Here is a 21,961-nt window from a genome sequence, read left to right as displayed (position 1 = left end):
ATTAAGGCTTTAGGTTAGTATTTAATAACTGTTTTTTTACAATTCATCGTTTTTGATGGATAATATAATACTACATTTAGTTAATATTAGCCTATAGTTGTCGATTAATTATGTCTATTTTTATTAATATTTAAATTATGGGAACAACTAGCAAAAAAATAAGTGTGTTTTTAACACTTTCATGGTGTTTGATAACTCACTCTCAAGGAACTTTGAAGGAATATAAGAAGGCAAATGCCGTAGATTCTTTATTTAAAAATAAAGTTATCAATACTCCAAAAGAATTTCATTGGATTGGAAATGATTATGTGTGGTACAGTAATAATCTGCTAAAAGGAAAAGAATTTCTTTTGGTTGATACCAAAGAACAGAAACAAACACAAGCTTTTGATCATAATAAACTGGGACAATCTTTATCGAAAATTTTAGGAAAAGAAGTAAAATCAACTGATTTACCAATTGAAAATTTAGAATTTGATAAAACCCTTTCAACCTTAGTTTTTACAACAGATACAATTAAGGTTTCTTGTAATTTAAAGACGTATGAAATTGCTAAAATTGGACCTTATAAAAAGCCATTAAAAACAGATGATTATTGGGGCGGTAATTTTGATGAATTAGGAAATAAACCTGTTGGTTCTCCGGATTCTTTGAATGTTGCTTTTATAAAAAACTATAATTTATATATAAAGAATAAGAAAACAAAAGTAGAAACTCAGTTAAGTTACGACGGTTCAAAAGGCTTTTATTATTCTTCGTATTTGCAATGGTCGCCAAATAGCAAGGAAATAATGGCTTATAAAGTGCGACCTGGAGAAGATCATAAAATTTATTTTATAGAATCAAGTCCGTCAGATCAGTTTCAGCCAAAATTGCAAACCAGAGATTATTTAAAACCTGGAGATCAATTGCCATTTAAAAGTCCGCAATTGTTTGTTGTGGATTCAAAAAAGCAAATTTCGGTTGCAACCGATTTATTTCAGGAGCAATATGAGTTGAGCGGAATCGAATGGAAAGACGACAGCAGCGCTTTTACTTTCGAATACAATCAAAGAGGACATCAGGTTTATCGTGTTTTGGAAGTAAATGCAACAACTGGAAAAGTAAAAGTAATTATAGAAGAAACCAGTCCAACATTTGTAGATTATAGCGGAAAAAGATACCGTTATGACCTTAAAAAAAGCAATGAAATTATTTGGGCTTCTGAACGTGACGGCTGGAATCATTTGTATTTATACGATGCCCTTTCGGGGAAAGTAAAAAATCAGATTACTAAAGGAAATTGGCCAATAAGAGAAGTATTAAAAGTAGATGAAGAAAAAAAGCAAATCTATTTTACCGCCAGCGGATTAGACAGCAATCAGGATCCGTATTTATTGCAGTTTTGCCGAATTGATTTTAACGGAAAAAACTTTACCAGATTAACGACAGAAAACGGAAATCATAAAGTAACTTTTTCACCGGATTGTAAATATTATGTCGATCAATATTCAAGAGTTGATGCAGCGCCAATTACGGTTTTGAAAAATATTGATTCTCAAAAGACAATTGTTGAGTTACAAAAAGCAGATATTTCGGCATTACAAAAAACAGGATGGATTGCACCGGAAGTTTTTACAGCAAAAGCCAGAGATGGCAAAACTGATATTTGGGGAGTTATTGTTCGCCCAACAACTTTTGATCCAAATCGCAAATATCCAATTATCGAATATATTTATGCCGGGCCTCAGGATTCATTTGTTCCAAAGAATTTTCAGCCTTATTATTGGGCAATGTCTTCGCTGGCAGAATTAGGATTTATCGTGGTTCAGATTGATGGAATGGGAACTTCAAATCGTTCAAAAGCATTTCATGATGTATGTTGGAAAAACTTAAAAGATGGTGGTTTTCCAGATAGAAAACTTTGGATGAAAGCGGCTGCAGCCAAATATCCTTATATGAATATTGACAAAGTTGGAATTCACGGAACATCGGCAGGAGGACAAAACGCCGGAGCAGCTTTGGTTTTTAACTCTGATTTTTATGATGTTGCCGTAGCATCTTGTGGTTGTCACGACAATAGAATGGATAAAATGTGGTGGAATGAACAATGGATGGGATATCCGGTTGGGCCAGAATATGAAGCGTGTTCTAACACAGCAAATGCAGCACAATTGGGTGGAAATTTAATGTTGATTGTGGGAGAATTAGACGATAATGTTGATCCGGCTTCAACGATGCAATTTGCAAATGCCTTGATAAAAGCCAATAAAAACTTCGAGTTAGTAACCGTTCCCGGAATGGGACATTCGGCGGGAGGAGATTTTGGAGAACGCAAACGAAGAGATTATTTTGTACAGCATTTATTAGGCGTTATTCCGCCAACGTGGGAAGAAATTTATAAGTAGAAAATTCCTCAGAAATAGAGAAAAAGGAGTTTTGTAAATCATAAGAAAAAGAAGTAGTGATGAAAAAATATCAGTTATTTATTTGTGTAATATTAAGTTTTTGGGCTTCGTGTACCACAACTTTACGCGCACAAAACGGCGACCAGATTTTAGACGGAATTGGAGAAACGGGATTAATTGCACGTTATGTTTTTGATGGCGATCCAAAAGATTGGTCGCGAAATAATTTGCATGGAAAAATTCAGGATACAAAAGCCAAGTTTGTAAATGACGAACTATTTGGCACTGTACTTTCTTTGCCTGCAGACAGTAAAGCTTTCGTTTCAATTCCTGGTGACGGATTAATTGGCGAAGAATCTTTGAGTATTTCGGGATGGATTTTCTTAAGATCGGCACAAAAAAATCAACGCTTTTTTGATTTCGGAAAAAACACAAATTCACATTGGTTTTTTGCACCAACAGGAACACAAACTGAAGACGGAATTCAGACTGAAGTTAGCACCGAAACAGGAGCAAAGTACAAGACAAAAGGTACAGCTTTAGAAACCGGAAAATGGAATCATGTTGCAGTTGTAATCAATATTCCTTCCAAGACAATCAGCACTTTTGTGAATGGTTTATTGGTAAGTGAAACCAAAAATATAGAATTGGATTTGGCTAAATTATTCGATTATAATTCGGCAGAAAAAAATAAACTTTATATTGGGAAATCGCTTGGTGATGAAAATATTTATCTGAATGCAAAACTTCATGATTTCAGAATTTACAGAGTTCCTTTAACGGATAAACAAATTACGAGAATTTATAATAATGCATTGAAAGAAGGTCAGGAAGAAGAATCTGGAGAAGAACAAGCCACAGATTTACCAAAGTTTCCTGTTGGAACGCCACAACTTTACAATCAATTCCTGACAAGTGTTTCTGATGTAAAAGTAGAAACCGCTGTAGGATCGCTTCCAAGATTGCCAAGTTATATCAAAGGAGTTTACAAAAATGGAATTCAAGGCCCGGAAGTTCGTGTGATTTGGCCTTCGCCGAAAGATAATAATCAAGTACTTAAAAGTGGACAATATACTGTAACTGGAACAGTTTCTGGAACAGATTTAAAACCAAAAGCAATTGTAACAGTAAAAGATGCAAAAGAAGCTGCAACGCCAGAACGCAAACTGGAAGCTTTTAAATTAGAGCAAGTTGTATTGAATTCTGATGCTGACGGACACGAGACTAAATTTGTAGAAAATCGCGATAAATTTTTATCCACATTAGCCACAACAGATCCGGATTCGTTCTTATATATGTTTCGTAATGCTTTTGGGCAACAACAACCAAAAGAAGCCGAACCACTTGGCGTTTGGGATACGCAGGAAACAAAATTACGCGGTCACGCCACAGGACATTATTTAACTGCAATTGCTCAGGCATATGCAAGCACAGGTTATGACAAAACACTTCAGGCAAATTTTGCCAATAAAATGGAGTATATGGTAAATACACTGTACCAGTTATCTCAGCTTTCGGGCAAACCAAAAACAGCAGGAGGAAAATTTGTGTCAGATCCAACTGCTGTTCCCTTTGGTCCGGGCAAAACAGCTTACGATTCTGATTTAAGTCCGGAAGGAATCCGTACTGATTATGAAAATTGGGGAACAGGATTTATCAGCGCTTATCCGCCGGATCAATTTATAATGCTGGAAAATGGTGCAATGTATGGAGGACAAAAAACGCAGATTTGGGCACCTTATTATACTTTACATAAAATTCTTGCGGGATTAATGGACGTTTACGAAGTCAGTGGAAACGAAAAAGCATTAGAAACGGCAAAAGGAATGGGAAATTGGGTTTATGCTCGTATGAAAAAGCTTCCAACGGAAACACTTATAAGCATGTGGAACCGATATATTGCGGGAGAATTTGGCGGAATGAACGAGGCAATGGCAAGATTGTACAGAATCACAAAAGATCCGCACTATCTTGAAGTAGCTCAGTTATTCGATAATATAAAAGTGTTTTATGGCGACGCAAATCACGCTCACGGATTAGCCAAAAATGTAGACACTTTTAGAGGATTACACGCCAATCAGCATATTCCGCAAATTATGGGAGCGCTTGAAATGTACCGCGATTCAAACACACCGGATTATTATCGTGTAGCTGATAATTTTTGGTACAAAACCGTAAACGATTATATGTACACAATTGGCGGAGTTGCCGGAGCTAGAAATCCTGCAAACGCTGAATGTTTTATCAGTCAGCCTGCAACGATTTATGAAAATGGTTTTTCTTCAGGTGGACAAAATGAAACTTGCGCAACCTATAATATGCTTAAACTAACCGGAGATTTATTTCTATATGAGCAACGTGGCGAATTAATGGATTATTATGAGCGTGGTTTATACAATCACATTCTTTCATCTGTAGCCGAAAATAGTCCTGCAAATACATATCATGTTCCGTTAAGACCAGGTTCTGTAAAACAATTTGGAAATGCTCATATGACTGGTTTTACATGTTGTAACGGTACAGCAATTGAAAGCAATACCAAATTTCAAAATTCAATTTATTTTAAAAGTGCCGATAATAATGCGCTTTACGTAAATCTTTATGTGCCTTCGACTTTAAATTGGACAGAAAAAAATATAACTGTAGAACAAACAACAGATTTTCCTAATGAAGATTTTACCAAATTAAAGATTAAAGGAAATGGCAAATTTGATCTAAAAGTCCGCGTGCCACATTGGGCAACCAAAGGATTCTTTGTAAAAATAAATGGTAAAGAAGAAAAAGTAAAAGCAACACCGGGAAGTTATCTTTCATTGAATAAAAAATGGAAAGATGGCGATATAGTGGAATTGCGTATGCCATTTCAATTTCACTTGGAACCGGTTATGGATCAGCAAAATATTGCGAGTTTATTTTACGGACCAATTTTATTGGCGGCACAAGAAACGGAACCAAGAAAAGATTGGCGCAAAGTAACTTTTGATGCAAATGATATCAGCAAAGCAATACAAGGAAATCCTAAAAAGTTAGAGTTTACAATAGACGGAGTTTCATACAAACCGTTTTACGAAACCTACGGACGCCATTCTGTTTATCTGGATGTTACATTAAAATAATATTTAAAAAGTTAGGCAAGCAGATTTAAAAACTTTGCGACTTTGCGTCTTTGCGAGATTAATATATAAAGTTTTCTTAGCAAAAGAATTTTGCGCGCAAAGACACAGAGACGCTAAGTTTTTATATGTAAAGTTAAGTTCAAAAAAACCTTTAGAATCATCAAACCAAAAACATGAAAAAATCAATTCTAAGCCTTATTTTATTTTTATTTACGGTAACATCTTCATTTTCCAGTGAACTTATAGATGTTGTAAATACTTTTCAGGCAGACAAAACCGCTTTGCAAAATTTTTATCCCAATAGAGAATCGGATGAATATTATGTGCGTTTTTCTAAGTTTTATGCTGATTGGGAAAAAACAGTAAAAAATATTGATTTTAAAAGTTTATCCAAAGACGGAAAAGTTGATTATTTATTATTGAAAAATCTGATTAGTAAAGAGAATTATTTTTTGCAAATAGAATACAAAGGATATAAAGAAGTCGCTTCGGTTTTGGATTTCTCCGATGATATAAACGTTTTTATCAAAGAAAGAAGAAGAGGAAAACATCCGGTTTCTAATCAATTAGCGAAAGCTTTTGATGTTGCAGCAAATAATATTGATAAAAAGACAGAATCTTTAAAAACCAAACCTTTTAAAGATTGGTTTGCCGCCGATAAAGCAGCAAAATCTGTAGCTTATTTTAACCAATCAGTTAAAGAAGCTTATGAATTTTATTATAGTTACGATCCCGATTTTACATGGTGGATGGAAAAACCTTATAAAAAGTTATCAGAGAAATTGAAAGCTTATGAAGATTTTTTAAAAACAAATTATTCTCAAACGAGCATAAAAGACGATGGAAGCGGTATTATTGGAAAACCAATTGGAAGAGAAGCAGTAATCAAAAGTTTGTCTTACGAATATATTCCATATTCTCCCGAAGAACTTATTGCAGCCGCACAAAGTCAATTTGAATGGTGCAAAAAAGAAATGATCAAAGCTTCAACGGAATTAGGTTATGGAAACGATTGGAAAAAAGCTTTAGAACACGTTAAAGATACTTATGTTCCCGCAGGCGAACAACCGCAAGCGATTACGAGTCTTTACAATCAATCGATCAAATTTATTGAAGACAAAGATTTAATTACGTTGCCGGATTTGACAAAAGAAACCTGGCAAATGATTATGATGACGCCGGAACGTCAAAAAGTAAATCCGTTTTTTACCGGAGGTTGGGAAATCAGTATTTCGTATCCAACTCAGGATATGGATCAGAAAGACAAATTGATGAGCATGCGCGGTAACAATCCTAATTTTTCTTTTGCAACCGTACAACACGAATTACTTCCGGGACATAATTTGCAGTTCTTCATGAACAGCCGTTATAAGTCTTATCGTCAGCCTTTTGATACTCCGTTTTGGATGGAAGGTTGGGCTTTATATTGGGAAATCATACTTTGGAACAAACAATTTCCGCAAACTCCGGAACAAAAATTAGGAATGTTATTTTGGAGAATTCACCGTTGTGCCCGAATCATTTTTTCTTTAAAATATCATTTAGGAGAATTGACGCCACAACAATGTATTGACTTATTGGTAAATGAAGTTGGACACGAAAAAGCCAATGCTGAAGCTGAAGTCAGACGTTCTTTTGCCAGCGGAGACGCACCATTATATCAAGTTGCTTACATGACCGGAGGTTTGCAATTTTATGCTTTGAGAAATGAATTGTTAGCAAAAGGATGGACAGAAAAGCAGTTTCACGATCGCGTTTTAAAAGAGAATATAATGCCGGTTGAAATGCTTCGGGTTTTATTAGAAGATTTACCGGTTTCTGAAGATTATAAAACGAATTGGAAATTTTCGACGGATTTCAAATAATGAAAATAGTTTAGATTTTATCATTTAAAAAAGTATAACTAAGAGACTAAATTGAATTGATTTAGCTCTTAAAATAATAAGAATTATGAAGAAAATACAACTTTTGGCTTTAGTATTTTGTTGCACAATAGCTTCGACTAATGTGCAGGCACAAGAATATTGGGATCGAATTAAAGCTAAAAAATCAACGCTTGAAGTCGACAAAGGATTTACAGTTTTGAATACAAAATCATTTGAATTAAAAATATTAAAATCTTCTCAAACGGTAGCGGCATTATCGCCACTTTCAGATAAAACTTTTGATTTTACACCGGGAGAAAGACTTTCGATTCGTGATAAAGACGGACTTTATCAATTGGGAGATATTAATCTTCGGGTAAAAGCTGCTGATGGAACTTGGAAAAGTTATTCTACAGCGGCCAAAAGAGCTTCTGTAACTCCGCTAAATGTTTCGGGAAATATTTTGGCTGCAGCCGATCTTTCGAACAGTTTACCAACAGATATTCCGGTAACGATAAAACGTTTTTACGAAGAAAAAGACGGGAATTTAATTTTGCGTTTTGAAATAACAAACAAATCAAATGCTACTCAGGAAATTGGAGCTTTAGGTGTTCCGATGGTTTTTAATAACATTTTGGAAGGAAAAACATTAGACGAAACACACGTTCACAATGTATTTTTCGATCCATATATTGGTAAAGACGCAGGTTATCTTGAAGTAAAAAGATTAAGCGGTCATGGTCCGGCATTGTTGGTGCTTCCGGAAGCAAATATGCCTTTTGAAGCGTATCGTCCTTTATTGGATGATGAAACGCCAAGAAGTATTGTTTTTGAAGGATTTCATGAATGGATGCCATTTAGTAAAGCTTACGCCGATAATGAATGGAAATCAGCTGATCAATGGAATACACCAACTTCATTAGTGCTTAAGGCGGGAGAAACTAAAAGTTTTTCACTGAAGTTTGTATTGGTAGATCAAATCGAAAATATTCAAAATAGTTTAGTTCAAAACGATCGTCCGGTTGCAGTTGGAGTTCCGGGTTATGTTTTGCCTCAGGATGTTGACGGTCAACTTTTTCTAAAATATACTAAAGCAGTAAAATCTTTTAATGTTGAACCGGAAGGTGCTTTGACAATAGAGGAAAAATCAAAAAATAAAAATGGTTATTTTCAATATGCTGTTCACGGAAAAAAATGGGGAAGAGCAAGATTAACCGTTGTATATGAAGACGGATTACAGCAAACAATTAATTATAAAGTAATAAAATCAGAAACGAATGTTGTAGCTGATTTTGGAAATTTCCTGACAACAGCACAATGGTTTGACGAAAAAAACGATCCATTTCATAGAAATCCTTCGGTAATCTCTTATGATTATGAAACTAAAAAACAAGTAACACAGGACAGTCGTGTCTGGATTTCAGGTTTAAGTGACGAAGGTGGAGCAGGAGGATGGCTTGGTGCAGTAATGAAGCAATTAATTGAACCGAAAAAGGAAGAAATAGAAAAATTACAGCAGTTTGTTGATAAAACATTATGGGGGAGTATTCAGTATAATACGGCTGATACGCTTAAATACGGAGTTAAAAAGAGTGTTTTTTATTATGAACCAACTTTAATGCCGGAAGGAACTTACAGCAAAGATGTTAATTATAAAACATGGGCTGCTTGGGACAAAAAAGGCGCTGATGATCCGGGAAGATCTTATAATTATCCGCACGTTGCCGCAGCTTATTGGACAATGTATCGTTTGGCGAGATATCATGACGGTTTGGTTACAAATCATGCTTGGGATTGGTATCTAAAAAATGCATACGAAACCAGTATCGCAATGACAAGATTAGCGCCATATTATGCGCAGTTTGGACAAATGGAAGGAACGGTCTTTTTATTGATTTTGAAAGATTTAAAAACAGAAGGTTACACAGAAATGGCTACTATTCTGGAAGCCAAAATGAAAGAAAGAGCAGATCATTGGAGAACCTTAAATTATCCTTTTGGAAGTGAAATGCCTTGGGATTCTACAGGTCAGGAAGAAGTTTATATGTGGTCAGATTATTTTGGATATACAGATAAAGCAAAGATTACTTTAGACGCGATATTGGCTTACATGCCTACAATGCCACACTGGGCTTACAACGGAAATGCGCGTAGATATTGGGACTTTTTATACGGAGGAAAATTGTCAAGAGTAGAGCGTCAGATTCATCATTATGGATCGACTTTGAATGCGATTCCGGTTTTGGAACAATTTAGAAAAACACCTGAAGATTTCCATTTATTAAAAGTTGGTTACGGAGGATTATTAGGCGGAATTTCGAATATTACCGAAGACGGTTTTGGAGCTGCGGCTTTTCACTCTTATCCTGAAACTTTAAGAATCGATTATTTATCAGGAGATTATGGTTCTGGTTTCTTTGGTTACGCTGTTAATACGGCCACTTTTATTACGAATGAAAAGGATTATGGCTGGGTTGCTTTTGGAGGAAATGTAAAAGAAAAAGGAGATGAAATTGTAGTTGATATTACTACTGCAGCAAAATCTAAAGTATTTATCGCTCCTAAAAAAATATGGTTAACATTAGACGCAGGAACTTTTAACAAAGTAGCTTACAATACTAAAACTGGTGCAATCACAATTACTTTGGATCCAAAAACAACTTATACGCCAAATGCTTATTTAAGAGTAGATCAAGACGTTAAATTATCGTATGAAAAAGTGAGAGGCGCTTATAAAATTGCTTTGAAAAATAAACCTGTTGAAATTAAATTATAAGATTCAATGCCGAAAAAGAAATTATTTTACTGTCTAAGTATACTTATTTTTACAGGAACTATTCTTGCTCAAAAAGATGTAGATATAAATTCACCGGGAACCAAAAATCCTATTTTGCCGGGTTGGTTTGCTGATCCTACAATTAAGAAATTTGGAGATACATATTACATCTATGCCACCACAGACAACGAAATGCTGGCATCAGGCGCTCCTACAGTCTGGTACAGTAAAGATTTTAAAAACTGGTATAATTATATCATGGAAATCCCTTCTTTTTCGGCAAAATCGATTACCAATTTTTGGGCTCCCGATATTATTGAAGGAAAAGATGGCAAATATTATCTGTATTTTGGAAATTGCGAAATAGGCTGTAATATCTATGGTTATGTTTCAGATTCTCCTGTTGGACCTTGGAAAAAATTGAGCGAAAATGATACTCCGGTGATTTCAAACGGATATCCGAAAGAGAATTTTCCATCTCTGGATGCACAGTTTTTTACAGATACAGATGGAAAAATATATAGTTATTGGGGAACTTGGGTACATTATAATGGCGGATATGCTGTTGGCGAATTAAATAAGGATAATATGAGCGAAATGATGCATTCGACCAATATTCCGTTAGAGCAAACGCCAGCACCTTTTGAAGCAGCTTATATGATGAAAAAAGGTTCTAAATATATTCTGATGTATTCCGGAGCGTCTTGTCATGATGAAACATACAATGTTCGTTATTCTTATTCGAATTCGCCATACGGACCTTTTACGCCCGGAAAAAACAATCCGATTTTGAGTACAAATGAAGATCAAACCGTTCATGGTCCTGGTCATCATTCGATCTTACAAGAAAAAGATGATTATTATATCGTTTACCATAAACATGATTTTCCAATGACTCGAGGCGGACTTGCGAGACAAGTTTGTATTGATAAAATGATTTTTGAAAACGATTCGACGATCAAAAAAGTTGTTCCTTCAAGCAAAGGAATAGCTGATTTAGTAAAGTCTGAAGTTCCGGAAAATATTGCTTTTGGAGCAAAAACTACCGCTTCATCATTTTATCATTTAAAATCTACGCAATACGATTATGAATATAAACCTTCGTATGCGACGGATGATAATAATGCTACAATGTGGAAAGCGGCTGATAATACTTCGGCGCAACATTTAATTATTGATTTAGGTTCTGAAAAGAAAGTAAAAAGAATAATGACTCAATTTGAATTTGCGAGTTATTATTACCAATATAAATTGGAATATTCTACCGATGGAAAAAAATGGAATTTATTTGCTGATAAATCCAAAAATCGTACAGCCGGAAGTCCAATGATTGATGATAATGACGTAACAACCCGTTACATAAAATTAACCGTTCTAGGCACAGAAAAAACAGGACTTTATGGCGCAGTTTGGAATATTAAAGTCTACAGTTCATTATTTGAAATTCCGTTGCAATTGCACAACAAAGAATCGAAAATAAGTCCGGCTTTAAAAAGTTCTAAGAAATTATTGGTAGATTTTGACGCCAGTAAAATTCAAAATAATGCAGCTATAAATTCAGTTGCAAATAAAGGATCTCTTGGCGGAATTTTTGTAAAAAGTGGCGAAGTTTCTTTAGAAAATGTAGACGGAATAAAAGCTTTCAATTTTAAAAACGGCGCTTTTACTTTAGATAAAGCGGTGCCAAAAACATTAGCATGGAACGGTTCTTATACTGTTGCAACTTGGGTTAAAAATCCTGAAATACCAAAAGAAGGAGATATTTTGTTATCGTGGTGTGACAGAAACGAATTTGGCTTAGCCAATTCATACAATACATTAGCTTATAATAGTGGAAGTTATGGCGCAGGAGTACATCTTGACGGTCATTTTGATATGAAATACAATAAACTTCCCGAAGCTAATAAATGGCATTTTATTGTTTTAACTTTTGATGGCGTTGTAGAAAAAGTATATGTCGATGGCGTTTTGGACAATTCGCAGAATATGCTTTTATCATCGGCAATTGATAAAGCCAAAATTATAATTGGAGCATCTGATATTGGAGAAAATTTCTCGGGTTTTATGGCTTCTTTGCGTTTGTATGATTATGCACTTAATGAGCAGGATTTAGTTAAACTGATGAAAGACACAAGTAAAAAATAAAAAATAAAAGATGAACCGATTATTACTTTTACTATTTACAATTGTTTTTTCTGGTGTTCAGGCGCAGGAAAGTTCTATAATTAAAATTGAAACCGAAAATTCAGCTTTGGTTTTAAAAGTAGGTAAAAACAAGAAATTGTATCAAACGTATTTGGGAACAAAGCTTGATAATGGTTCAGAATATGAATTTGTTTCGAAAGAAAATACAAAAAAGTTTGTAGTAAATGATGGTAATCCTTTAATCGATTTGCGTCATTTGGCTTATCCAACTTTTGGAACAGACAATTTGTTTGAACCTGCAATCAGGATGACTCATAATGACGGAAATCCATCTTTAGAATTAGAATATCAAAACCATACATCTCAAAAAGTAACGGACGATATTTCGGAAATTATAATCAAGTTAAAAGATCCGCAATATCCGGTTTTTGTCAATCTTCATTATAAAATATTCTACTCAGAAAATGTAATAGAAACCTGGACAGAAATTCAGCATCAGGAAAAAAAATCAGTTGTACTTTATAATTATGCTTCGGTTGCATTGCATTTAGATTCAGATAAATACTGGCTGACTCAGTTTTATAGTGATGTTGTAGAAGAAATGAGAATGGAGGAAACTCAGCTTGTCAGAGGCGCTAAAACTATTGATTCGAAGCTGGGAGTTAGAACGAATATGTTTGCATCGCCAAGTTTTTTTCTTTCATTAAATTCAAAATCTACAGAAAATACAGGAGAAGTAATCGCTGGAACAATTGCTTGGTCGGGTAATTTTAAGCATACGTTTGAAATTGATAATAACAATGAATTAAGAATCGTTTCGGGAATAAATGAATTTGCTTCAGAATACAATTTAAAACCCGGAGAAATATTCAAAACACCTGCTTTTATTTATACTTTTTCGAATAAAGGAAAAGGGCAGGCGAGTAGAAATTTGCATACTTGGGCAAAAAAATACGGAATCAAAGATGGCGAAAAACCACGTTTGACTTTATTGAATAATTGGGAAACCACTTTTTTTGATTTCGATCAGGCGAAATTGAGCAATATGTTTCAAGACGCTAAAACCTTAGGCGTCGATATGTTTTTGCTTGACGACGGTTGGTTTGGGAATAAATATCCAAGAAGTGGTTCTGTTTCAGGTTTGGGAGATTGGCAGGCTACAAAATCAAAATTACCGGACGGAATTGGGTTTTTAATGCAACAAGCTAAAAATACTAACGTAAAATTTGGTATTTGGATTGAGCCTGAAATGGTTAATGAAAAAAGCGAACTGTATGAAAAACATCCGGATTGGGTTTTAAGTTTACCAAATCGCGAAAAGAGTATTTATAGAACACAATTGGTTTTGGATTTAAGCAATCCAAAAGTTCAGGATTTTGTTTTTAAAGTTGTCGACGATATTATGCAAACAGAATCTGGTGTTGCTTTTTTTAAATGGGATTGCAACCGAATGATGACAAGTGCTTATTCTACTTATTTAAAGAATGAGCAATCGCATTTGTTTATTGAATATACAAAAGGATTGTACAAAGTTTTGGACAGAATAAAAAGTAAATATCCAAATTTGCCTATGATGCTTTGTGCCGGCGGCGGCGGAAGAGTCGATTACGGATTACTGAATTATTTTACAGAGTTTTGGGCAAGTGATAATACAGATCCTTTTGACCGCGTATTTATTCAATGGGGATATTCTAATTTTTATCCTGCATTGGCGACTTGCAACCACGTAACTTCGATGGGAAATCAATCGATAAAATTTAAAACCGATGTCGCAATGATGGGCAAATTAGGTTTTGATATTCATGTTGGAGGTTTAAAAGAAAACGAATTGAAATATTGTCAGGAAGCTGTTTCTAATTATAAAAGATTAAGTCCGGTGATTTGGCAAGGAAATTTGTTCCGATTAATTTCTCCTTATGAAGATAGTAGAGCCGTTTTGATGTACGTGAATGAAAACAAAACTAAATCGGTGCTTTTTTCTTATACGTTGCATCCACTTACAGATCCAAATTATAGTTTGGTAAAACTCGAAGGACTTGACGCTTCAAAAAAATATAGCGTTAAAGAAATTAATCTGATGCCTCAGAGTAGAAATACTTTTGAAGAATCCGGTACTATTTATTCCGGTGATTTCCTGATGAAAATAGGATTAAAAGTTTCTTCTTCCAGACAAGAAAGTAGTGTTGTACTTGAGATTACTGATGTCGAACAAATAAAATAGCATTAAACTATTGTCAATAACAATTTTGTTCCATCGGAACATCTCGTTTGTAGAAAAAAAAAGATTGTGAAAAACATCGTCCTGTAAGGACGTTTGACAAATTGTGTGTAATCTGTATGTATTTTCGCTGTCATTATTTATAAAATCAAACGTTCCTATGGAACGTAAAAAATGCCGTATTTATTTGACTACCGACGAGATGTTCCGATGGAACAAAAAGCAAAAAACAGGTTTTTTTAATAATGAAATTGATTTATTTTCTAATAAACAAAAAACCTGAGGGGATATTATCCTTAACAACTTGTTATATTGTGTTTTATCTTAACTATATTGGTTTTTGGACTAGCTATGTGAAAGAAATATGCTTCTTTTTTGCATTCTTTTTGAGTATAAAATCTATGTTTCTATGTGTTTAAATAAAATATTTAGTAATTACACTCAAAGGGGTAAACCATTAAAATTAGTTTTAAAATTTGATGTAATTCTTTTGGTAAGCATTTATAGGTTTACAACGGGATTAATAAACAATTGCATTCAAGACAACTAATACCGATTTGAAGGTTTGTTTTTTAAAATTTTCTGTTTATCTAATGTGAGAATTAATAGTTTATAACTAATTGTATAACAGAATAGTATAGTTAAATAATAGGTAAAATAGTATTAAATGTAGTTAATATTCTCTTATAAAATAATTAGTGTAGTTTTTACATTTACAAAAGAATGCTATTTCTTAACCTATTAATTAAATAAACTATGAAAAAACTATTACTACTGATTGTCGTTTTTCTATCCAGTTATTTTGCAATTGCACAGAAAACGCTTTTTACTCCCACAGAATGGAGTGACCCCAACAATGAATTTTATAATAAAGTGTCCAACACCAGAAAGTACGAGTCTACGAACTTTGTAGTTTACTGGGGAGATAAAGTGGGTACAAATCCTGCAACGTACTCTGATACAGCACTAAGATTTACTCCAAAATCGGTTGCAGATACGCTTGAGACTAGCTTTAAACGCTACATTACCGATTTGCATTTTATAAATAATGCACCAACAACAAATTTTGGAAAATACAAGATCATTATTATGATGATGAACACTTGGAATTCTACAGATCCACGATTAGAAGCTTTTGCACAAGCCAGTTCGTTTAGTGGTACAATTGGTGCAATGTTTGTACATCCTGAAGCTACAAGAGATGGTGGAGCATTATCACATGAGTTTGCGCATACGTTGCAAATGATGATGACCATTCAGGAAAATCCAGGTGCGGGAAAAGCTTTTTCCGGATATGATTGGGCAGGGCCGTTTTTTGAAGGACATGCCAATTTTATGCGTGCACAAGCCTATTCTCAATGGGCAGAAATTGACGGAACTCTGACCCGCTGGATTCAGACGAAACATTTTATGTGGTCTTCTAATCGACATCATTACACCAATTTCCATTTAATGTATTATGTGCAGGAAAAAGAAGGTTTTGATTTTACAAGAAGAATGTGGGCAGAATCGATAAATGAAGAACATCCGCTTGAAACTATTAAGAGATTAAAAGGTTTTACACAAGACCAACTCGATGATTATCTTTGGGGATATGCGCAACGACAACCGGCATTCGATTATCCTATTCAGTGGAATTCTCAAATAAATACGACAAGTAATTTCGGAAAAACCATCAGAAATGTTTACAACACCATAAAAACAAATATGCCTCGTTATACCAGCAGACAATACACTTTGCTGACAAAAGTTACGGGCACAACTGATCAATATTACACCAATAATGACTGGGCTCCACAAGATTACGGAATGAATGTAATCCCTTTATACCCAACTTGTACAGGAACTCAAAAGAAAGTTACTATTAAATTTAAAGGACATACAGAAGTTAATACAACTCAGGCTGGCTGGAGATATGGTTTTGTTACTACAAAAACCGATGGTACTATTTCGCGTTATAGTCCAATGTATAAAACGGATGGTGAAGCTTCATTTACGCTTAATACATCGACAGAAGCCAATATTTATTTAGTAGTTTTTGCAGCACCAAAAGTTCATGTTAATTACAACATGGATGTTGGTTACCCAAAACAAAGAAGATATCCTTATGAAGTAAAAATTGCAAATGCTACTCCTGAAGGATTTCAGCCTGCAGCTAGTTTTAGAAGTTTTCTTAAAACAAACGGACATTTACACACAAACGGAGGCGGATGGGTATCTAATACCGCAACTGTAGCATCGACAGTTTACGTAGGTCCTTATGCTATTGTTAGAGCCGGAAATGTTTCAGGAAATGCCCGTATAGATGACTACGCTATGGTAGATGGAGGAACTATAAATGGAAGCGCGATTGTAAGAGGAAATGCGTGCGTGTACAACGCGACTATATCAAATAGTGCTATTGTAGAAGGTAATGCCTGGATGGAAGGCGGATCAGTAGCCAATACTGCTAATATAAAAGGAAATGCGATGTTGTTTGCCGGTAATTTCGGAAGTTCAGTTGTAGTTGGTGGTGATGCAGAAATTGGAAGTTGCTCGACGCCAGGAGTTTATTTGCAGTTTCCTTATTGGAGAAACGGAAGAGATAATTGCGATGGTAAAGGAGCGAGCGATACTTCTAATATTGATATCAACTCAACATTTACCAACTTTACAGCTGCGCAAATGGCTTTTAGTACCACACCAAACTGTACTGTAACTACGCTGGCAACTAATAAATCAGTTTTTGAAACCGAAGTAGATCTAAGTGTTTATCCTAATCCAACAAAAAGCAATCTGAATATAACCTTTTTGCAAACGGAACAGGATAAAACAACTATTGAATTGTTTGGTATTAACGGACAAAAAATCGCCACAATTGCAGATAAAGTTTACGAAGTTGGTAGAATTGAGATTCAATACAATTCTAGTAATTTGCCTGCCGGTGTTTATGTATTACACATTCAAAGAGGAAATGACGTAGTAAGCAAAACATTTATTAAAGAATAAACATTCAATATTTGGCACTATTCTAAAAGTGTGAAGTTTAAAAAAAGGGTTTGACTTTAATTAAAAAGTCAAACCCTTTTTTCTATTACTATTATTATTTACCGATGCAGAAATTGGCAAAAATATTCCCCAGTAATTCATCATTAGAAACCTGACCCGTAATAAGTCCAAATTGGTATAAAGCTTCGCGAATATCCAGAGCAATTAAGTCGCTTGAAAGATTTGTTTCAAGACCATATTTTACTTTTTGTATTTCGTCTAAAGCTTTAAGTAATGAATCATAATGTCTTGTATTTGTTACGATCGTTTCATTATTTCTAAGAGCGCCGGTATTTACAAAAGAAAGTAATTCATTCTTTAAATCATCAACACCAATTTTCTCTTTAGCAGAAATCAATAAAAGTTTTGCGTTTAAGTTTTCAAGCTTTGTAGTAATATTTAAAACTTCATCAGCGGACAATATATCTTTTTTATTTACCACAATTACCAAAGGTTTCAGTGGATATTTATTCTTGATTTGCTCAATTTCAGAAACAAATTCAGAACTTGAAATCTGAAACTTTAAACCATCAAATAAATAAATTACAACTTGTGCCTGATCGATTTTTTCAAAAGTTTTTTTGATTCCGATGCTTTCTACAACGTCTTTCGTTTCGCGGATTCCTGCTGTATCAATAAATCTAAAACCAATTCCGCCAATTACTAATTCATCTTCAATAGTATCACGAGTTGTTCCCGCAATGTCCGAAACAATGGCGCGTTCTTCGTTTAATAAAGCATTAAGCAAAGTCGATTTTCCAACATTTGGTTCACCAACAATCGCAACAGGAATTCCGTTTTTAATCACATTTCCAACTGCAAACGAATCAATTAAACGTTTCAAAACAAATTCAATTCTGTTCAGTAATTCATGAAATTGAGTTCTGTCAGCAAATTCTACATCTTCTTCTGCAAAATCCAATTCCAATTCGATTAACGAAGCAAAGTTTAAAAGTTCTTCACGCAATTTTGCTATTTCATTACTAAAACCGCCACGCATTTGCTGCATCGCAATTTGGTGTGAAGCTTCATTATCTGACGAAATCAAATCTGCAACAGCTTCTGCTTGTGATAAATCTAACTTCCCGTTAAGGAAAGCTCTAAGCGTAAATTCACCCGCATCAGCCATTCTACAGCCTTTTCTCAATAATAATTGAATAATTTGCTGCTGAATATAAGTTGATCCGTGGCAAGAGATTTCAATGGTATTTTCGCCAGTATAAGAATTTGGTCCTTTAAAAACAGAAACCAAAACTTCATCAAGTGTTTTCGAATCATCGACAATATGACCCAAATGCAAAGTATGTGTTTTTTGCTGCGTTAAGTCTTTGTTTTTTATGGATTTAAAAACCGAATTTCCAATGGTAATAGCGTCAGAACCCGAAATACGAATGATAGCAATAGCTCCAGCTCCGGATGGAGTAGCCAATGCAACTATAGAATCTTGATTTATCATGTTGCAAAGGTATAAAAAAGGCAGAAAGATAACAACTGACAACTGAAGCTGAAAATCAGTTTTTTTGGTTCAATTAAATGTTTTTTTGAGGTAATATTAAATGTTAAAATACTGATAATTATCAGGTTGATTTGTTTTTATAATGATTAAATTTGAGAAACAAACCACTAAATCTCAGTCAAAATGAAAAAGATACTATTTCCAACAGATTTTTCTGAAGCAGCCACAAATGCTTTTGTTCATGCTTTAGAATTTGCTAAAATTGTTAATGCAGAACTTGTTTTGTTGCATACTTTTGAGATTCCGGTTTATGACAGCCAATTTTTTCCTGAGAATTATGCCTCGATTTATAGTTCAATAGAATTAGCAAAATTTGAAATGTTTAAGGATGAAATTCCAAAACTTCGAGCTATCGCCACAGAACGAAAATTAGACGATATTGTAATAAAACATCGCTTAATGGACGGTGATTTAATTTATAATTTAAAAAATGCAGTCGAAGAAGATAAAATAGATTTTGTAATAATGGGAACTTCCGGAGTTACGGACTGGACAAAATTCTTTTTGGGATCAAATACAAGCTCTGTAATTTCAGAAGTAAAAGTTCCGGTTCTATGCGTTCCTGCTGATGCAAAATTCAAGAAAATTAAAATAATTGGTTTCACAACACGCTATCGTGAAAAAGATAAAACAGAGTTGAGAAAAGTTCTTGAAATTGCAAATAAAACAAAAGCAAAAGTAAAAAGTTTATATGTTAGGACTTCTAATTCAGATGTTTCAGACGCTACAATTAAAGAATGGGAAAGAGAATTTGCAAACGAGAATGTCGAATTTCTGGTTTTGCCAAGTGATGAAGTAAAAGAGACAATTCTTGATTTTATACTTTATAAAGATGTTGATGTTTTAACGACAATAACGCACAAAAGATCTTTCTTTGAGAGTATTTTTGAATCCAGTTTTTCTAAGAAAATTACAAAAGAAGTTTCAATTCCGGTTTTGGTAATGCACGAAACCTAAAATCTAATAACTATTGATGGTGTTTTGTAAGTCTAAAACCTATATTTGTATTTCATTAAATTCTAAAAATGGAAGCATACAATAATAAAGTTGAACACTATACTGCACTTTTTCATAAAATCAATAAAAGATACAATAGCATAAGTATTCTGCGTCTTTTAACCGTTTTTCTTTGTTTGTTTATGTTGTTTTATTACATAAAAACCAGTGAAATTCTTTACGTAGTTTTTGCTTTTCTATCTTTTGTTGGTTTTATTTTTTTGATGCGAATTCATTCAAAATTGTCTTTCCAGAAAGAACTTACTTCAGCTATTTTAAAAATCAATAAAAATGAGATTACGTATTTAAAAAGAGAGAAAATCCCTTTTGAAAACGGAATTGAATTCAATGATTTTCATCATCCTTATGCTTACGATTTAGATATTTTTGGAGATCATTCTTTATTTCAAAATATAAATAGAACAGCAACTTTTATCGGAAAAAAAACATTGGCAAATCAATTATTGAAGTTGTTGCCTAATGAAACAATTCTGGAAAATCAAGAAGCAATTAATGAGTTAAAGACTAAAATTGATTGGCGTCAGGATTTCCTGGCTTTAGCAATTGTCAGTAATGACAGTAAAAACTCATATGATTCTTTAATCTATTGGAATTCATTTAAAAATAATCATTTACCTAAAGTTTTAGTTGCACTTTCCATTATCCTTCCAACTTTATTTTTCGGCTTTTTAATAGCATATTTTATAACATCAAAAACGATCTTATTATCATATGTTACTTATATTTTTATAGCTAATATGATCGTGTTAGGACAATCATTTAAGAGAATACAATCAGAAATTGCAAAGGCTGATAATATTGATAAAACCATTAAACAATATAGTTTATTAGTTAAGAAAATTGAAAATGAAACTTTTCAATCCAAGAAACTGATTGATTTACAACAACAGTTTATTTTTAGAAAAGAAACTGCAAGTAAACATTTGAATGATCTTTCGGAATTATTTTCGAGAATGGACACCATTAATAATTTTGTAACCGCGATAGTATTTAATGGAACCTTTTTGTTTAATCTTCACGTTTTAAAAGCATTATTAAAATGGAAAGAAAACTATTCTACCGAACTTGAAAAATGGATCGAAATTATTGGAGAATTTGAAGCTTTAAATAGTTATGCAAACCTGGCCTACAATAACCAGGATTTTGTTTTTCCTGAAATCAATTCAGAGTATAAAATTGGATTTTCAGATTTAAGTCATCCGTTGTTAAATCCGGCAACTAGAGTAGGGAATGATACTCATTTTTATCCGGAATCGTTTATGATTCTTACGGGTTCTAATATGTCTGGGAAAAGTACTTTCTTAAGAAGTTTAGGAATCAATATGGTTTTAGGCGGAGTAGGTTCAGTTGTTTGTGCTTCAAAAGCTAACATTCATCCACTTCCAGTTTTAGTTTCAATGCGATTATCGGATTCTTTAGCAGATAGCGAATCTTATTTCTTTGCGGAAATTAAGCGTTTAAAGCAAATTATGGACGCATTAGAAGAGCAACCAGCGTTTGTTTTATTGGACGAAATTCTAAGAGGAACAAACTCTGACGATAAACGAAACGGAACAATTGAGGTTGTAAAAAAGATCATTGCAAAAAAAGCTATTGGAGCAATCGCAACGCACGATATCGAAGTGTGTTTAACAACAAATGAATATCCGGATATATTAACGAATCAATGCTTTGAAGTCGAAATTAAAAACAATGAACTTCACTTTGATTATAAACTCCGCAACGGAATCTGCCAGAATAAAAGCGCAACGTTTTTAATGCAGAAAATGGGAGTGATTTAAAAAGAGGAAAGATATTAGAAGCAAGATTATAGAACATAGAATATTAGATCATAGAAGCAAGATGCAAGAGTCAAGATTTTAGATTTTTATGTTGATTGTCTTTAAGATTGAAT

10 protein-coding genes are annotated in these 21,961 nt (G+C 33.8%); 9 read left to right on the top strand and 1 reads right to left on the bottom strand.

Going from position 1 to position 21,961, the window contains the following annotated elements:
• Nucleotides 1-137: 137 nt before the first annotated feature.
• From WN975_RS06935 to WN975_RS06905, 7 genes are all read left to right on the top strand, one after another.
• Nucleotides 138-2,387, top strand: a complete 2,250-nt coding sequence (locus WN975_RS06935) for a DPP IV N-terminal domain-containing protein (RefSeq protein ID WP_337965862.1) — start codon at nucleotides 138-140, stop codon at nucleotides 2,385-2,387.
• A 59-nt stretch (nucleotides 2,388-2,446) separates the two neighbouring features.
• Entirely contained in the window at nucleotides 2,447-5,503 is a 3,057-nt protein-coding gene (locus tag WN975_RS06930) for a glycoside hydrolase family 127 protein (protein WP_337965861.1), read from the top strand.
• A 173-nt stretch (nucleotides 5,504-5,676) separates the two neighbouring features.
• Nucleotides 5,677-7,368 carry a DUF885 family protein gene (locus tag WN975_RS06925; protein ID WP_337965860.1) on the top strand — a complete coding sequence of 564 codons (1,692 nt, stop codon included), beginning with the start codon at nucleotides 5,677-5,679 and terminating at the stop codon, nucleotides 7,366-7,368.
• 85 nt (nucleotides 7,369-7,453) lie between these two features.
• Complete coding sequence (locus WN975_RS06920; RefSeq protein WP_337965859.1) at nucleotides 7,454-10,144, top strand: DUF5695 domain-containing protein; 2,691 nt, start codon at nucleotides 7,454-7,456, stop codon at nucleotides 10,142-10,144.
• A gap of 6 nt (nucleotides 10,145-10,150) precedes the next feature.
• Nucleotides 10,151-12,289, top strand: a complete 2,139-nt coding sequence (locus WN975_RS06915; protein WP_337965858.1) for a family 43 glycosylhydrolase — start codon at nucleotides 10,151-10,153, stop codon at nucleotides 12,287-12,289.
• Nucleotides 12,290-12,299: 10 nt separating this feature from the next.
• On the top strand, nucleotides 12,300-14,510 hold the full coding sequence (locus WN975_RS06910; RefSeq protein WP_337965857.1) for an alpha-galactosidase: 2,211 nt from the start codon (nucleotides 12,300-12,302) through the stop codon (nucleotides 14,508-14,510).
• Nucleotides 14,511-15,263: 753 nt separating this feature from the next.
• Nucleotides 15,264-17,495 (top strand): DUF6055 domain-containing protein, encoded by a 2,232-nt coding sequence (locus WN975_RS06905; RefSeq protein WP_337965856.1) that lies wholly within the window; start codon nucleotides 15,264-15,266, stop codon nucleotides 17,493-17,495.
• Between the two features lie 94 nt (nucleotides 17,496-17,589).
• Here WN975_RS06905 and mnmE read toward each other — a convergent pair whose 3' ends face one another.
• Nucleotides 17,590-18,990 (bottom strand): tRNA uridine-5-carboxymethylaminomethyl(34) synthesis GTPase MnmE, encoded by a 1,401-nt coding sequence (gene mnmE, locus WN975_RS06900; RefSeq protein ID WP_337965855.1) that lies wholly within the window; start codon nucleotides 18,988-18,990, stop codon nucleotides 17,590-17,592.
• Between the two features lie 183 nt (nucleotides 18,991-19,173).
• On the opposite strand from mnmE, the gene WN975_RS06895 reads away from it, so the two are divergent.
• Together WN975_RS06895 and WN975_RS06890 are read left to right on the top strand one after the other, a co-directional pair.
• The gene (locus WN975_RS06895; RefSeq protein WP_337965854.1) at nucleotides 19,174-20,007 is read left to right on the top strand and encodes a universal stress protein; all 834 of its coding nucleotides are present in this window, start codon (nucleotides 19,174-19,176) and stop codon (nucleotides 20,005-20,007) included.
• 68 nt (nucleotides 20,008-20,075) lie between these two features.
• The gene (locus tag WN975_RS06890) at nucleotides 20,076-21,848 is read left to right on the top strand and encodes a DNA mismatch repair protein (protein WP_337965853.1); all 1,773 of its coding nucleotides are present in this window, start codon (nucleotides 20,076-20,078) and stop codon (nucleotides 21,846-21,848) included.
• The last annotated feature ends 113 nt before the right edge of the window (nucleotides 21,849-21,961 follow it).

Origin of the sequence: uncultured Flavobacterium sp. (assembly GCF_951805225.1) — a bacterium.
Lineage (GTDB): Bacteria > Bacteroidota > Bacteroidia > Flavobacteriales > Flavobacteriaceae > Flavobacterium.
This window is presented reverse-complemented; position numbering and strand designations above follow the sequence as displayed.

Coding starts and splice junctions, on each gene's coding strand:
- WN975_RS06905 (WP_337965856.1), top strand. CDS start 15,264: ATGAAAAAACTATTACTACTGATTGTCGTTTTTCTATCCAGTTATTTT.
- WN975_RS06930 (WP_337965861.1), top strand. CDS start 2,447: ATGAAAAAATATCAGTTATTTATTTGTGTAATATTAAGTTTTTGGGCT.
- WN975_RS06910 (WP_337965857.1), top strand. CDS start 12,300: ATGAACCGATTATTACTTTTACTATTTACAATTGTTTTTTCTGGTGTT.
- WN975_RS06920 (WP_337965859.1), top strand. CDS start 7,454: ATGAAGAAAATACAACTTTTGGCTTTAGTATTTTGTTGCACAATAGCT.
- WN975_RS06895 (WP_337965854.1), top strand. CDS start 19,174: ATGAAAAAGATACTATTTCCAACAGATTTTTCTGAAGCAGCCACAAAT.
- WN975_RS06915 (WP_337965858.1), top strand. CDS start 10,151: ATGCCGAAAAAGAAATTATTTTACTGTCTAAGTATACTTATTTTTACA.
- WN975_RS06925 (WP_337965860.1), top strand. CDS start 5,677: ATGAAAAAATCAATTCTAAGCCTTATTTTATTTTTATTTACGGTAACA.
- WN975_RS06935 (WP_337965862.1), top strand. CDS start 138: ATGGGAACAACTAGCAAAAAAATAAGTGTGTTTTTAACACTTTCATGG.
- WN975_RS06890 (WP_337965853.1), top strand. CDS start 20,076: ATGGAAGCATACAATAATAAAGTTGAACACTATACTGCACTTTTTCAT.
- mnmE (WP_337965855.1), bottom strand. CDS start 18,990: ATGATAAATCAAGATTCTATAGTTGCATTGGCTACTCCATCCGGAGCT.